We start from the raw sequence: 14,823 nt of genomic DNA on the forward strand, positions 1-14,823 counted from the left end.
GCCCGTCTTCCTACACGCTCGGATCAATGACACGCCGAGGGCCTGACGTCCCGCGTCAGGCCAAATCGCCACCCTCGCGGCGACTCAGAAAAGATCGTCGCCTTGGCGGCGACTTAGAAAGAATCGCCGCCTTGGCGGCGGCACTGCAGCAGCGCCCGGATGAGGTGCTTCTCGACCATGTTCCTGCTGATGCCCAGGCGTGCGGCGATCTCGCCGTTGGGCAGGTTCTCGAAGCGGGCGAGCAGGAACACCTCGCGACACCGGGGCGGCAGGGCGTCGATGGCGATGGCGAGCCGCCTGAGTTCCTGCCGGGCGATGACCTGGCGTTCCGGCAGGGCATAGCCATCGGCGATTTCGGCGAGATCCGCGTCGGTCGTGGCCCGGAACAGCGTCCCTTCGAGCCGCCGCCGGTTCCGCATCCGCAGGGCGACGTTGCGGGCCACCTGGAACAGGAAGGCGGAGGGCTGCTCCACCCGCGTGCGCGAGAGCGCCGCGAGCATCCGCAGGTAGGTCTCCTGGTGCGCGTCGGCGGCATCGGTGGAATTGTCCAGGAGACGCAGCAGGAAGCGCCGCAGCCTTACGCCCTCGCTCCGATGCAGCGCCTCGATCGATACCGGCTGCATGCCATCCGCTCCAACGACCCCCGGATCATCGCACCATTGCTCAATCACGTCGGGTCCGAGCAGACAGGCCGTCGCGAAATTATGCAAGCATCTCAACAGTTTATACGATTTCTAAACAGGCCGCGCAGCGGTGTCGCAAGCCTTTGTGTTTCTACCGGAAAGCGTTGGTTTCCGGATGGGAAGGCCGAGGCGGCTCGGTTCGCATCGGGCCGCAAAGACTCCGCTGCGTTGCACCATGGACACACTCCCGTAACCTTGCGCATGTTCGGCGCGTACCGTCCGCGCGTATCGGACCGTGTCACGGCGCGGGGCGACATCTTCCGCACCCGGGTCGGAATGGGACCGATCGATGGACGGAGTCTTGCTTGAAGACCGGACCATCCTGGAGGCCGGGCTATGGATCTCAACGGCGTCACCTCCGTCATCACCCCGGGGACAGCCGACGCCTTGCCCGCCTGGCGGACCGGCGATGCGTGGCTGGCCGGCGGCACCTGGCTGTTCTCGGAGCCGCAGCCGCACCTGCGCCGGCTGATCGACATCGCCGCCCTGGGCTGGCCGCCGCACGCGGTCTCGGCGAACGGCCTGACGCTGGCCGCCACCTGCACCCTCGCGGACCTCGACCGCCTCGACCTGCCGGGGGCGTGGATCGCCGCGCCCCTCGTCGGCCGGTGCTGCCGGGCGCTGCTGGGCTCGTTCAAGATCTGGAACCGGGCGACGGTCGGCGGCAACCTCTGCATGGCCCTGCCGGCCGGGCCGATGATCGCCCTGACGGCCGCCCTCGACGGGAGGTGTACGATCCGCGCGCCGGACGGGTCCGAGCGGCACCTCACCGTCCTCGACTTCGTGCTGGGGCCGCAGCGGACGGCCCTGCGGCCGGGCGAGATCCTGCGCAGCATCGCCCTGCCGGCGGCGGCGGTCACCCGGCGGACCGCGTTCCGCCGCATCTCCCTCAGCCCGAACGGCCGCTCGGGCGCCCTGCTGATCGGGACCCTCGACCGATCCGGCGCCCTCGCGCTGACGGTCACGGCCTCGACCCCGCGCCCGGTGCGGATCGCCTTCGACGGGCCGCCCACCCCGGAGGCCCTGCGGGCGGGGATCGCCGCGGCGATCCCCGAGGCCGACTGGTACGACGACGTCCACGGCGCCCCGGACTGGCGCCGCCACGTCACGGGCCTCCTCGCGGAGGAGATCCGGCGGGAGCTCGCCCCATGAGGCTCACCGTCAACGGGCAGGCGCAGGAGGCCACGGCCCGGCCCGGCCAGTGCCTGCGCACCTTCCTGCGGGAGCTCGGCTGGTTCGGCGTCAAGAAGGGCTGCGACGCCGGCGATTGCGGCGCCTGCACCGTGCACCTCGACGGCGAGGCGGTGCATGCCTGCCTGCTGCCCGCCTTCCGGGCCGAGGGGCGGGCCGTGACCACCATCGAGGGCCTGGCCGGCCCGTGCCGGCCCGGCGGCGGGCCGCCCGAGCTTTTCCACCCCATGCAGGACGCCTTCCTCGACGCGCAGGGCTTCCAGTGCGGGTTCTGCACCCCCGGCCTGATCATGACGGCCGCCGCCCTCGACCAGGGCCAGCGCCGGGACCTCGGCACGGCCCTGAAGGGCAACCTCTGCCGCTGCACCGGCTACCGCGCCATCCGCGACGCCGTGGCGGGCACGGGCCATGCCGAGGCGCCCCAGGCCTGCCGCGCGCCCGTCGGGCGCGACGTGCGGGCGCCGGCGGGCGCGGCGGTGGTTTCGGGCACGGCGCCCTACACCCTCGACGTGGCGATGCCGGGCCTGCTGCACCTGAAGGTGCTGCGCGCGCCCCATGCCCACGCCCGCATCGTGGCCATCGACCGGGCGGCGGCGCTGGCCGTTCCGGGCGTGGTGGCCGTGTACACCCACGCGGACGTGCCGCAGCGGCGCTTCTCCACCGGGCGCCACGAGAACCCCGCCGACGACGCCCCCGACACCCTGATCCTCGATTCCATCGTCCGGTTCGTCGGCCAGCGCGTCGCCGCCGTCCTGGCGGAGAGCGAGGCGGCGGCGGAGGCCGGCGTCGCGGCCCTCGTGGTGACCTACGAGATCCGGCCGGCCCTGCTCGATCCGGACGCGGCGCTGCGGCCCGACGCCCCCCTGGTGCACGATCCCGCCGACCGCGCATCGCCGCCCCCCGGCGCCGACGCGCCGCCGCTCTCGGCCCACCCGAACCTCGCGGCGGAGGCCCACGGCGCCATCGGCGACGTCGCGGTCGGGTTCGCGCAAGCCGACCTCATCCACGAGGCGGACTACGTCTCCCAGCGCGTCCAGCACGCCGCCCTCGAGACCCACGGCGCCCTCGGCTGGCGCGACGCCGAGGGCCGCCTCGTGGTGCGGTCCTCGACCCAGGTGCCGTTCCTGACCCGCGACGCCCTCTGCGCCCTGTTCGACCTCGACCGGACCGCGGTCCGCGTCCTGTGCGGCCGCGTCGGCGGCGGGTTCGGCGGCAAGCAGGAGATGCTCACCGAGGACCTCGTCGCCCTCGCCGTGCTGCGGACCGGACGGCCGGTGCGGTGGGACCTGACCCGCCAGGAGCAGTTCACGGCCACGACCACGCGCCATCCCATGCGGGTGCGGGTGAAGATGGGGGCGCGGGCCGACGGCACCCTCACGGCGATCCAGCTGACCGTCCTGTCCGACACCGGCGCCTACGCCAACCACGCCGGCGGCGTGCTGCACCACGGCTGCAACGAGTGCATCGCCGCCTATACCTGCCCGAACAAGCGGGTGGACGGGGTCAGCGTCTACACCAACACACTGCCGGCGGGCGCCTTCCGCGGCTACGGCCTCAGCCAGACGATCTTCGCCGTGGAATCGGCCCTGGACGAGCTGGCGCGCGGGCTGGGCCTCGATCCGTTCGCCATGCGCCGCCGCAACGCCGTGCGGCCGGGCGACCCCCTGGTCGCCACCAGCCTGGAGCCCCACGACGTCCAGTACGGCTCCTACGGCCTCGACCAGTGCCTCGACCTCGCACAGGCGGCCCTCGCAGAAGACTCGGGCGCGCCGCCGCCGGGGCCGGACTGGCTGATCGGCGAGGGCATGGCCATGGCGATGATCGACACGATCCCGCCGCGCGGCCACTTCGCCCACGCGCACCTGCGCCGCGAGCCCGACGGCTACGCCCTCGCCATCGGCACGGCCGAATTCGGCAACGGCACCAGCACCGTGCATACCCAGATCGCCGCGCAGGCGCTCTCGACCACGCCCGACCGCATCCGCCTGATCCAGGCCGACACCGATGCCGTCGCGCACGACACCGGCGCCTACGGCAGCACCGGCACCGTCGTTGCCGGCCAGGCCAATTTTCGCGCGGCGACGGCGCTGGCCGGGGCCCTGACGAGGGCGGCGGCGGAGCGGATGGGGGTCGACCCAGATGCCTGCCGCCTGTCGGGCGAGGTTGTGGAAACCCCGGCCGGTCCCGTCCCGCTCTCGTCCCTCGCGCCCATGGAGGCCCGGGCCGAGGCCGACGGCTCGCCGCGCTCCGTCGCCTTCAACGTCCAGGCGTTCCGGGTCGCCGTGCACCCGGGGACCGGCGAGGTCCGCATCCTGGCGAGCATCCAGGCCGTGGACGCCGGCGTGGTCATCAACCCGATGCAGTGCCGGGGTCAGGTCGAGGGCGGGGTGGCCCAGGCCCTCGGCGCCGCCCTCTACGAGGATTACCGCTTCGATGCGGCGGGCGGCGTGCTCACGCAGACGTTCCGCAACTACCACATCCCGGCCTGCGCCGACGTGCCCGACACGCGGGTGCTGTTCGCCGACACCCACGACCGCATCGGGCCGCTGGGCGCCAAATCCATGAGCGAATCGCCCTACAACCCCGTCGCCCCGGCCCTGGCCAACGCGATCCGCGATGCCACCGGCGCGCGCCTCACCGCGACGCCGTTCGCGCCCGACCGGATCTTTCGGGCTGTGATGGCGGCGGTGGCGGAGCGCGAGGGCTCCGCCACCTGAAATCCGTCAGGCCGTCCTTTCCGAAAAAATCGCCTTCTTGACGATGGCGTGGACGCCCCAGTTGCCGTCCACCACCTGGGTGATTCCGAAATCGACGGCGATGGACATGAGCGAGATCGCCTCGTCCTCGGTCAGCCCCTTCGCGTGCATGAGGAAGGACCGCATCTTGTGGAAGGCGTCGCGCATGGCGAGGTCGAGGGAGGATTTCTGGAAGATCGCGTTCTGCGCGTCGGGGCCGAGGTCCCGCAGGTAGTTCGGATAGCTGAAGCCCGAGAGCACCCAGTCCTCGGCGGTCTCGATCATCGGGAAATCGAGGGCTTCCAGGGACGTGCCGGCGAGATCGGTCTTCTTGTGCAGGATGAACTGGAAGGTCCCGGTGAGCGAGCACTCGATGGCCGTGCCGCAGAGTTCGGAATCGCCCTGGCTCGCATGGGGATCGCCCACGGAGAACAGGGCGCCCGGCACGGCGACGGGATAGTACATCGTCGCGCCCTTGCCGATGCGCCAGTTGTCGATGTTGCCGCCGGTGTAGCTCGGCGGGATCGAGTTCACCATCTCGGCCTCGGCGGGCGCGAGGCCCATGGTCCCAAAATGCGGGCGGATCGGCACGCGAATGCCCTTGAGCACGTCGTAGGTGCGCGTCGTCTTGGTATGGTCGACGGGGATGCCCGGATAGTCGATGGTCGGGTGCAGCACCCCGTTGGGGTCGGTGACGCCGGGCCAGGGGAAGCTGTAGACGGCTTTCGCCCAATCGCGCCCGCCCGTGGCATCGACCTCGTAGATGGTGATGACCTCGCGCTTCTTCCCCTCCAGCATGTCGCCGTAATGGTAGCCCCACCAGGCGGCGGCGTTGCTGCCAAAGGTCGAGCCCTTGAACTTCGGGTTGGCGGAGGGGCGCGGCGCCACGTCGAGGATGCGCACTTCGAGGACGTCGCCGGGCTCGGCGCCCCGGATCGCCACCGGGCCGGTGCAGATATGCACGCCGAGGCCGCCGCCCGGCCCGAGCTTGGCATCCTCCGGGCCGGCGCCGCGCCGGGTGACGCCCTTCCGCTCCTTCGTCCAGAGGAAGACGCTCTCGGCCCCGGGATCGCCCGTCACCATACGCTCGGAATCGTCGTTGGCGTGGTGGGTGAGCGTCTCGATGGTGACGTAGTCGCCCGACGCGATCTCGACCTGCGGTTTCAGGGTCTTGCTGAAGTAGCCCCAGTGCACGGTCTCGGCGGTGGCGGGGAGGTGGTAATGCGCGGATTGCCTCACGCCCCTGCTGGCCTCGGCCAGGGCCGGGCTCACCAGGGACAAGCCGCCGGCGGCGAGGGCGGCGGCGCCCCCGGACGCCACGAACCCGCTCTTGAGGAAGGCGCGCCGCTCGGGCTCCATGTCACGCCGGTAGCGCAGGCGGTGCTCCGCGAAGGCCGCGCAGGTCGGATCGTCGCCGAGGCACATCTCGTCTCTCCGGTGGGAAGCGTCCGGAGCCGTGTACGCAAGCCGGCGGCCAGGCCGACCCGAGATCCGTTCGGCCCGAAGCGATCGAGCGTCAGCGGCATCGCCGCCCCGGCGTTGCGCGCGGCGGCGATGCGGTTGCGGATTTCGGACAAGGCCAAAGCCGAAGCATGGATCGACCACGATCGGGAGATCGACGGAATCGGTGAGTTCGCGCGGCGGCGTGGATCGCCGGTCTCCCTCGCGGGTGGGGATGACGGGGAAGCCCTTTTCCCGTGCCGCCGCGAGCCGCCGGAAGATCGGGCCGATCGGCGCGCGGGTGAAGGCGAGGGCGTAGCCCAGTCCGGAGCCGTGGCCAGAAAGAGGGCAGGGCGGCGATCGGGGCTCCTGAAATTTGTGCAGGGGCGCACTCAATAGAGAAACACCTTGCGCAAAGGACATGCATCATCCTGATGCAGCGCGCAGGCGGCGTACGGCCCTTTCGCAAAAAACCGACGAAGACAGCAGCGAGGTCGGTCCCTTATCGTAGAGGGCCGGTTTTTCGGCCATGCCTCACCGAGCATGGCGCGGATTCGCGCCTCAGTCCCGGCCGATGGTCGCCTCGATCTGCCCGTGGGGCTCGTCCGTCGGCAGGAACACCACGCCCGGGTTCTCGAGGCCGAACGGGGTCAGGTCGATGGGGATGTAGTGCTTGTTCGGCATGGCGAAGCCGATCTCGGCGATCTCCGGGATGGCGTCGAGGACCGCCTCGCCCATGCGGTACATGCTGTCCTGGACCCCGGCGCTGTAGGTCGTGCCGAACACCGCCATCAGGACTTCGAGGACCCTGGCGTTGGTGACCGCGGTGTCGGCCGGCATGCGCGCCCAGGTCCAGGTCGCGTCCATGGCGGTGGCGGCGATGCGGTCGGTGGTGTCCGCCAGGGTGCGGTAGCGGTCCTGGACGAAGTCCGCCCAGCCCGACCGGGTGGTCTTCATGAAGGTGAAGTTCCGCAGGCCCGATTGCAGCACGGCCCCGTCGCGGCGCGCCACCAGCCGGACATGGGCCGTTCCGTTGCCGTCGAGGGTGAAGACGTGGCCGTGCGGCGCCCCCGCGATGGTCTGGCGCAGCCAGCGCGTCTCCCGGCCTTCGACCTGCAGTTCCGCGACCTGCGGATAGGTGTCGAGGAGGGTCCGGGCGACGGCCTCGACGAAGGCTTCCTTGTCCAGGGAGAGGTTTTGGGCCGCCACCACGTTGACGATGTTCTTCACGCTGTCGGTGGCGATGCAGGCCCGGTTGTCGCCCCCGGTCCAGGCGGCGTCGAAGGCCCCCGTCATCAGCACCGTGAGGGACAGCTCGCGCGGGGTGTGGTGGTCGCCGTCGCGGGTGAGCCGCATCACCCGAACCTGGGCCTTGCCGTACCGGGAAGCGGTCAGGGGCATGGTTCTCTCCAGGGACGACGGGGCCGGACGGACGCGCGATGGTCGGCGAAAGCCGCCCGAGGCTCAAGGCCCGGCGGAGGCCGCCGAAGGAGGCTCGACACCGCCGCCGCGCGGCCCCCGCCCGGGGATGCCGTTGCGACGGGGCAAAGCGTGTGCCAGGCCGGAGCCGGGATGGCCCGTCGCCGGCACCGTTCGGCCCTGCGATGCGTCGCCATCGCCCGCTTCCACCGGGGACCCGGCCGTCATGGCGACCACACGCGGGGCAACGACACTTGCGGCCCTGAACGATGCGCCGGTCCCGGACGTCGTGGCGGCGCTCGGCGCCGTCTTCGGGCACGCGCCCTGGGTGGCCGAGGGAGCCGCGGCGCGGCGGCCCTTTCCCACCGTCGAGGCCCTGGTCCGCGCCCTGCGCGACGTGGTCCACGGGGCCCCGGACGCCCGGCGGCTCGCCCTGCTCGCGGAACACCCCGAACCCGCCGGCCCGCCCGATCCCCTGTCGGAGACCGAATCCGCCCGCTTCGCGGCGCTCGGTGCGGCCTACCGCGAACGGTTCGGGTTTCCCGTCATCCTCTGCGCCGGGCGGCACGGCCGCGCCTCCCTGCTCGCCACCGTCGAGCGACGGCTGGCCGCGTCCCCCGACGCGGAGCGGCGGGAGGCCGAGGCCGAGGCGATGCGGATCGCGGCGATCCGCCTGAATGCCGTGGTGACCGGCGCCGGGCCGCCGACCACCACGGGACGGATCTCGACCCATGTCCTCGACACCGTCCGGGGCCGGCCGGCGGCCGGCGTGGCCGTCGAGCTCGTGGAATTCGTCTCGGCGACGGAGACCGCGGTCGTCGCCCGGGCGGTGACCAACGCGGACGGCCGCACCGACGCGCCCCTGATCCACGGACGCCCCGTGCCGAGGGCGACCTACGAGCTGCGCTTCGGCCTCGGAGACTACTTTCGCCGGGTCGGACCCACCCTCGGCCTCGACCTGCCCGAACCGCCCTTCCTCGACATCGTGCCCCTGCGCTTCGGCGTCGGCGACCCGGAGGGCCACTATCACGTGCCCCTGGTGGCGACCCCGTGGAGCTACCAGACCTATCGCGGCAGCTGACCCCGCCGCGGCCCCGTCTCAGACGGCGCCGAACAGGTGTCGGGCCAGCTGCGTGTGCTCCTCGCGAAGCCGGCGCGTGTCGAGGCCGACGGGGTGCCCGTCGATCACCCGCCATTGTCCGGCGACCATCACCCGGTCGGCCCGGTGCGCCCCGCACAGGACCAGGGCCGCCAGGGGATCGTGCGCGCCGGAGAAGCGCAGCTCGTCGAGGGTGAACAGGGCCAGATCCGCCTCGCGGCCCGCTTCGATCCGGCCGATGTCCGAGCGCCCGAGGCAGGCGGCCGAGCCCTCCGTCGCCCAGCGCAGGGCGTCGAGGTGGGTGACCCGCTCCGCCCCGTAGGTGAGGCGGTTCAGCATCAGGGCGTGGCGCACGCCCTCCATGAGGTTCGAACTGTCGTTGGAGGCCGAGCCGTCGACGCCGAGGCCCACGGGGGAGCCGGCGGCCTCGAGCTCGCAGGTCCGGCACTGACCCGACGCCAGGGTCATGTTCGAGGTCGGGCAGTGGCACACGCCGACGCCCGCACGCCCAAGGCGGGCGACCTCGTCGTCGGTGAAGTGGATGCCGTGGGCGAGCCAGGTCCGCGCCTTCATCCAGCCGACCTCCTCGAGGTAGTCGACGGGGCGCTGGCCGAACGTGGCGAGGCAGTAGGCGTCCTCGTCGAGGGTCTCGCCCAGATGCGTGTGCAGGCGGCAATCGTGGCGCTCGGCGAGCGCCGCGCTCTCGCGCATCAGCCGCTTCGTCACGTTGAAGGGCGAGCACGGGGCGAGCCCGATCTGCACCATCGCGCCGGGCGCGGGGTCGTGGAACAGGGACAGCACCCGCTCGCTGTCGGCGAGGATCGTGTCGTCGTCCTGCACGAGGGCGTCCGGCGGCAGGCCGCCGTCGCGCACGGACAGGCTCATGGAGCCGCGGGTGACGAAGGCGCGGATGCCGAGCGCCCGCGCCTCCTCGACCTGGATGTCGACGGCGGCCTCGAGCCCCTTCGGGAACAGGTAGTGGTGGTCCCCCGCCGTGGTGCAGCCCGACAGCAGCAGTTCGGTGTAGGCGAGGCGCGTGGCGAGGCGGAACGCCTCCGGGGTCAGCCTGTCCCAGACCGTGTAGAGCGCCTGGAGCCAGGGAAACAGCGGCTTGTTGATCGCCAGGGGATGGGCGCGGGTCAGGGTCTGGAAGAAGTGGTGATGGGTGTTGACGAGGCCGGGAATCACCACGTGGCGCGCGGCGTCGAAGGTCTCGTGCACCGGCGCCGCCGGCCGTCCGCCCGCGGGCACGCACTCCACGAGGCGCGTCCCCTCGACGACGACGCCGCCGGCGGCCTCCGCCGCGAGGATCGCCATCGGGTTCCTGATCCAGAGGCGGCGGGCCCCGCCCGTATGCTCGTTCATCCCCACTCCCGATTCCGCGTGCCGCCGGCTCCCCGTGCTGCCGGGATAGAGCACGTTTCACGCCGTTCGGCCCAGCCTCGGACGCGGGCGGCCGCGGGGCCGGGCCGGAACGGGACTTGCCTCAAGGCCGGCGCCGCGCCGTCCCGAAAGGCTCACCGGCGCTCGCAAGGAGGAGACGCATGACGGACGCACCACACGACCCGGCCTTCGATCCGGACGCCTACGCCCGGGCCGCGGCCGGCCTGCTCGCCCTGCCGCTCGACCCCGCCTGGATGCCGGCGATCGCGGCCAACCTGCGCGTCCTCCACGCCGCCGCCGATCTCGTCGGCGCCTTCCCCCTGCCGGACGCCGCCGAGGCCGCCCCGGTCTTCGCGGCATGAGGCGCGAACCCGTGAGCGAGCCGGATTCGAGTCAGGATTGGAGCATCGCCCCGGCCGCGTCCATCGCGGCCGCCGTGGCGGACGGTTCGGTGAGCGCCCGGACGGTCGTCGCGGCCGCCCTCGATCGGATCGGCCGGATCGATCCCGCCGTGAACGCCTTCACGGATGTCCTGGCGGAGCGCGCACTCGCCGGCGCCGACCGCATCGACGCGGCCCGCGCCCGGGGCGCGCCGCTCGGGCCCCTGGCGGGCGTGCCCTTCGCGGCCAAGAATCTCTACGATATCGCCGGATTGCCGACGCGGGCCGGGTCGCGGATCAACCGGGAGCGGGCGCCGGCGGAGCGGGACGCGACGCTGATCGCCCGGATGGAAGCCGCGGGCGCGATCCTCGTCGGCGCCCTCAACATGGGCGAGTACGCCTACGACTTCACCGGCGAGAACATCCACGACGGCAACACCCGCAACCCGCACGACCTCGGCCGCATGTCCGGGGGCTCGTCGGGCGGGTCCGGCGGGGCGGTGGCGGCGGGTCTCGTGCCCCTGGCGCTCGCCTCCGACACCAACGGCTCGATCCGGGTGCCGTCGGCCTTCTGCGGCTGCTTCGGCCTCAAGCCGACCTACGGGCGCCTCAGCCGTGCCGGCAGCTTCCCCTTCGTCGGCAGCCTCGACCATCTCGGGCCGATGGCCCGCTCGGCCGGCGACCTCGCCCTCGCCTACGACGCCCTGCAGGGACCCGACCCGGCGGACCCCGTCGCCACCGACCGGGCGCCCGAGCCCGCCCGCCCCGGCCTCGACGCGGGGGTGGCGGACCTGCGGATCGCCGTGGCGGGCGGCTATTTCGCCCGCGGCGGGGACGCCGACGCCGCCGTCGCAGCGGTGGCCGCCGCCCTGTCCTGCACCCGCACGGTGGAGATCCCGGAGGCGGCGCGGGCCCGGGCCGCGGCCTACCTCATCACCGCCGCCGAGGGCGCGGCCCTGCACCTCGACCGCCTGCGCGAACGGGCGGCCGAGTTCGATCCGGCCGTCCGGGACCGCCTCATCGCCGGCGCCATGCTGCCTGCGCCCTTCGTCGAACGGGCCCAGCGCTTCCGGCGCTGGTACCGCGCGGCCGTCCTCGACCTGTTCCGCGAGGTCGACATCATCCTGGCGCCCTGCACGCCCTGCCGCGCCCCGGCCTCGGGTCAGGCGACCTTCGTGCTCGACGGCGTCGCGCTGCCGGTGCGCGCGAATGTCGGCCTATTCACGCAGCCGATCTCGTTCATCGGGCTGCCGGTCGTCGCCGCGCCGGTCCGGCCCGATGCGGGCCTGCCCCTTGGCGTGCAGATCATCGCCGCCCCCTGGCGCGAGGACCTCGCCCTCCGGGTCGCCCGCCACCTCGAACGCGCGGGCGTCGCCCGCGCGCCCGTCGCGACCCTCGCGTGACCCCGATGCTGATCGACGATCCCCTGGTGAAGGCCGAGGTCGAGGCCGCGTTCGCCCGCTACGAGGCGGCGCTGGTCGGCAACGACGTCGCGACCTTGGAAGCGCTGTTCCACGACGACTCCCGCACCATCCGGTACGGCGCGGGCGAAAACCTCTACGGCATGGACGCGATCCGCGCCTTCCGCCGGGCCCGCCCGGCCCAGGGCCTCGCCCGCGACCTCCGCGACACGGTCATCACCACCTACGGACGCGATTGCGCCGTGGCGATGACCCTGTTCACGCGCGCGGGCGCCCCGGATCGGATCGGGCGCCAGAGCCAGACCTGGCTGCGGTTTCCCGAGGGCTGGAAGGTCGTCGCGGCCCATGTCAGCGTCATCGACGCGTGACCCCGCGAGCCGAGCCTCCCGCCCGGCGGTTTCGGATCGCCTCGAACCGGCCGGGCGGAGCCTCCGGCGGAGCGCTGGCGGAAGGGGTGTCTGGTGGGTAGCCATCCTCAGGGCGGCCGACGTCAACTCGGTCCGCGTGTGATCGCGCATGGACCAGCCGACGATCTTGCGGGTGGCGAGATCGAGGACGGCGGCCAGGTAGAGCCAGCCCTCGCCGGTGGGCAGGGAGGTGATATCGGCCAGCCGGACCGTGCTGGGCATCGCTGCCGAGATCGGCGCCCTGCCGGAGCCCGGATGTCTTGACGGCGCATGAGACGCTCCACGCGTCCGCGGCTGGCCGTTCAGCCCGCCGCGCGCCAGGCCGCGTGCACCGAGGTGAGCCGTAGCGCCTGTGATGCTCGGCATGGATCCGCCGGACGTCGTCGGGGAGTTGACGGTTCGACACCGACCGGACGCTTTCGGGGCGTGACCGCCAGCCGTAATCGCCGCCGGGGGAGACTTCGAGCGAAGCGCCTGAGAGCGAACGCGCCCTGAACTGATTTCAGCACGGCACCTTCGCTGGCGGTCGGGCTCATTTGTCTCAAGCCACAAGCCCCAAGCTGCTTCAACTCGATTCGCTCTGCGCACGTAAACACGCCATTAACCCAAGCATTGCATTTTAACGATGAGGCTCGATACACCGAGACAAGCAGATGCGATTCCCGACCCGAATAGGTTTCGCCGTCGGCCTTATGAGCTTGATTATTGCCGATCATGCCATTTCCAAGTCGAGAGCAGCGCCGCGCTTCACCGATCCCGACCTGATAGCACTGGAAAAATTTGGCGCGCGCGCCAAAAGAGCAATGGATGCTTTTGTGCTGCGCCCTCGGTTGCCAGACGCATACAATTTGGTTTGTTCCGGCTGCGCACCCGACGACAGCACGGCGTCTCCGATTCGAGTCGCCAGGGCCTCTCGCAAAATACAGGCAGAGGAACATGTTGCTGCAGGGTTGGACGTTCCCACAACCCTCAAACCGAAATATGTCTCCATGCAGCCCGCGAAGGTTAGGCGAGCAGCTGCGCTGAAACGACGGGCTGCGCTCCGGCGTAGACATCTCAAGCGAAGCGTTCAGTTCCGCCAGATTTTACAGGCAGAAAACTCGTGGGATGCTGAACTGCGTCGGTGATCCTGCGATGGCGATGGGGCTGCGTTTTTCTGCGGCCGCCATCCCTGCCCCCCAAGCCGCCTGCCCCCCAAGCCGCCTGACATCCGATCCGCGGCTTCCCGTCCGGTTGGCTCATGACCGAAAGGGCGCAATCGAGATGCTCACGCGATCAATCGCTCGGCATTGCCACCCTCGAACCCATCAATGATCGTTATCGATAGCTGGGTAAGCCATTCTTCCGCGACGCGAGCTCGCTCTTCCGCGGCCTTCACGCGATCATCCGCAACCCTCAGCAAGGCATCGGCACGAGCTTGAATATCACGAGCATGCGCCTCGGCTGCGCGAACTCTTTCATTCGCCGACTTGATGTCTTCTTGAACGTTCTTAAGAATTTCGCGGACCCGCATCTCTTGTTCGTGGGCATCCGCTTCGACTTCTCTTACCCGAAGAGCCGCAGAGCGAACACGGTCTATTAATTTAGACCAGTCTTGGGGCGAAGAATTTCTATTCGGCGGAGTATTATATGAGCTTTCGCCGGATGATCCGAAAACACGCAGAACATTGGTGAGCTTTTTATCGCTATTACTATCGAGCACATCGCCATGCGGAGGTGCTTCCGGATGAGTACCTGACAGATCCCGCATCAGCTTGTCCGTTTCGTTCACCGATCGCCCCCGCTTCCGTGCATTCACGAAACCCTTCTCCCGCCACCGTGCGGAATTCGGATCAATCGTCAATAACGGATGCTGGATGACAGCGGCGGAGACCCAAAATTTGAATGGTGTCGCTTTTTATGGACACCTCAGACAGGGGGCGTGAAAGCAGGGAACCCCCACCGCGTTAAGCCCCCCAGCCGCATGTTCGCTTCTCCCCTTCTTGCCAGGAAGAAAGCGAAAGCCTCATTCCTTCCCTCCCTTGAATGGCGCAACAGCCGCCAAACGAACCTCCGAAGGCAGGCTCGAGGGATCTCTCCGCGCGCCCCGCGCCACGATCCGCATCTGGGCGTCTGGCAGCGGCCGTTGAAGCTCGGGGGCGATCTCCGTGGGGGCTGCGAGCCACGGGCTCCATTCCTCAGGCGTGCTCAGCAGCACAGGCATGGCCTTCGCGTGGATGGGGCCGACCACGCCGTTGGCCCCGCAGGTGAGGAACGAGAACAACCGATGCTCTTCCTTCGAGCCGGTCGGGTTTCTCGGCCTTCGTGCCGCGCATGCCGGTCCGCGAGCGCCGGATGCCCGCGAGGGGCGGGCAGAGGCAACCTGATCACAGCTGCCGTGCTGGCCGGCCTCTATCTCCGGGCTTTGTCATGCAGCCGGGCGTGACACGGCCTATGGTCGCGACCAGCCGCAGCAATTCGCTGGCCTTCGCGCAAACTGTTGGGGTGCGCCAACCTAAGAGGATCAAAAGTTCATCTAAGATAATGACTTACAGGAACAATTTGGCGGAAGGGGTGGGATTCGAACCCACGGTGGAGTCGCCCCCACGGCGGTTTTCAAGACCGCTGCCTTAAACCACTCGGCCACCCTTCCGTCCGCGCCGGCGCGGGGCCGGCGGGGACGGAA

General features: G+C 70.6%; 12 protein-coding genes, 1 tRNA gene and 2 pseudogenes. 7 read left to right on the forward strand and 8 right to left on the reverse strand.

What is annotated here, in order from left to right; translation table 11 throughout:
* Positions 1 to 113 precede the first annotated feature (113 nt).
* A complete protein-coding gene (locus ASF28_RS20915) occupies positions 114 to 623 on the reverse strand; it encodes an RNA polymerase sigma factor (protein WP_056097318.1) in 510 nt (169 codons plus the stop codon).
* A 396-nt stretch (positions 624 to 1,019) separates the two neighbouring features.
* On the opposite strand from ASF28_RS20915, the gene ASF28_RS20920 reads away from it, so the two are divergent.
* Together ASF28_RS20920 and ASF28_RS20925 are read left to right on the forward strand one after the other, a co-directional pair.
* A complete protein-coding gene (locus ASF28_RS20920; RefSeq protein WP_056097320.1) occupies positions 1,020 to 1,835 on the forward strand; it encodes an FAD binding domain-containing protein in 816 nt (271 codons plus the stop codon).
* A complete protein-coding gene (locus tag ASF28_RS20925; RefSeq protein WP_056097322.1) occupies positions 1,832 to 4,591 on the forward strand; it encodes a molybdopterin-dependent oxidoreductase in 2,760 nt (919 codons plus the stop codon). The genes ASF28_RS20920 and ASF28_RS20925 overlap by 4 nt, the downstream gene beginning before the upstream one ends.
* 6 nt (positions 4,592 to 4,597) lie before the next feature.
* On the opposite strand, the gene ASF28_RS20930 is transcribed toward ASF28_RS20925, so the two are convergent.
* Both ASF28_RS20930 and pucL read right to left on the reverse strand, forming a co-directional pair.
* Entirely contained in the window at positions 4,598 to 6,034 is a 1,437-nt protein-coding gene (locus tag ASF28_RS20930) for an acetamidase/formamidase family protein (protein WP_056097323.1), read from the reverse strand.
* Between the two features lie 576 nt (positions 6,035 to 6,610).
* A complete protein-coding gene (pucL, locus tag ASF28_RS20935) occupies positions 6,611 to 7,450 on the reverse strand; it encodes a factor-independent urate hydroxylase (RefSeq protein WP_056097325.1) in 840 nt (279 codons plus the stop codon).
* A gap of 244 nt (positions 7,451 to 7,694) precedes the next feature.
* On the opposite strand from pucL, the gene uraH reads away from it, so the two are divergent.
* Positions 7,695 to 8,549 carry a hydroxyisourate hydrolase gene (uraH, locus tag ASF28_RS20940; protein ID WP_082476714.1) on the forward strand — a complete coding sequence of 285 codons (855 nt, stop codon included), beginning with the start codon at positions 7,695 to 7,697 and terminating at the stop codon, positions 8,547 to 8,549.
* 18 nt (positions 8,550 to 8,567) lie between these two features.
* Here the strand turns inward: uraH and ASF28_RS20945 are convergent, their stop codons facing one another.
* Entirely contained in the window at positions 8,568 to 9,932 is a 1,365-nt protein-coding gene (locus ASF28_RS20945; RefSeq protein ID WP_056097328.1) for an 8-oxoguanine deaminase, read from the reverse strand.
* A gap of 179 nt (positions 9,933 to 10,111) precedes the next feature.
* Between ASF28_RS20945 and ASF28_RS20950 the strand changes: the two genes are divergently transcribed.
* Genes ASF28_RS20950 through hpxZ form a run of 3 tightly spaced genes read left to right on the forward strand, consistent with a single transcriptional unit; the run spans position 10,112 to position 12,119 of the window.
* Positions 10,112 to 10,312, forward strand: a complete 201-nt coding sequence (locus ASF28_RS20950) for an AtzG-like protein (protein WP_056097330.1) — start codon at positions 10,112 to 10,114, stop codon at positions 10,310 to 10,312.
* The gene (locus ASF28_RS20955; RefSeq protein WP_056097332.1) at positions 10,309 to 11,733 is read left to right on the forward strand and encodes an AtzE family amidohydrolase; all 1,425 of its coding nucleotides are present in this window, start codon (positions 10,309 to 10,311) and stop codon (positions 11,731 to 11,733) included. Before ASF28_RS20950 ends, ASF28_RS20955 begins: the two co-directional genes overlap by 4 nt.
* 5 nt (positions 11,734 to 11,738) lie before the next feature.
* Positions 11,739 to 12,119, forward strand: coding sequence for an oxalurate catabolism protein HpxZ (hpxZ, locus tag ASF28_RS20960; protein ID WP_056097334.1), 381 nt, complete (start codon positions 11,739 to 11,741; stop codon positions 12,117 to 12,119).
* 90 nt (positions 12,120 to 12,209) lie between these two features.
* On the opposite strand, the pseudogene ASF28_RS23775 reads toward hpxZ, so the two are convergent.
* A pseudogene (locus tag ASF28_RS23775) lies at positions 12,210 to 12,624 on the reverse strand (IS3 family transposase); the annotation flags it as partial.
* Positions 12,625 to 12,811: 187 nt separating this feature from the next.
* On the opposite strand from ASF28_RS23775, the gene ASF28_RS22800 reads away from it, so the two are divergent.
* Positions 12,812 to 13,285, forward strand: coding sequence for a hypothetical protein (locus ASF28_RS22800; protein ID WP_157085683.1), 474 nt, complete (start codon positions 12,812 to 12,814; stop codon positions 13,283 to 13,285).
* Positions 13,286 to 13,425: 140 nt separating this feature from the next.
* Here ASF28_RS22800 and ASF28_RS22110 read toward each other — a convergent pair whose 3' ends face one another.
* The 3 genes and pseudogenes from ASF28_RS22110 to ASF28_RS20970 all read right to left on the reverse strand — a co-directional run bounded on the left by ASF28_RS22110 (position 13,426) and on the right by ASF28_RS20970 (position 14,790).
* A complete protein-coding gene (locus ASF28_RS22110; protein WP_244475103.1) occupies positions 13,426 to 13,956 on the reverse strand; it encodes an isocitrate lyase/phosphoenolpyruvate mutase family protein in 531 nt (176 codons plus the stop codon).
* 207 nt (positions 13,957 to 14,163) lie between these two features.
* Positions 14,164 to 14,500 (reverse strand): annotated as a pseudogene (locus tag ASF28_RS23510) (hypothetical protein); the annotation flags it as partial.
* Between the two features lie 200 nt (positions 14,501 to 14,700).
* A tRNA-Ser gene (locus ASF28_RS20970) sits at positions 14,701 to 14,790 on the reverse strand.
* Positions 14,791 to 14,823: the final 33 nt, after the last annotated feature.

Origin of the sequence: Methylobacterium sp. Leaf99 (assembly GCF_001422375.1) — a bacterium.
Taxonomy (GTDB): domain Bacteria; phylum Pseudomonadota; class Alphaproteobacteria; order Rhizobiales; family Beijerinckiaceae; genus Methylobacterium.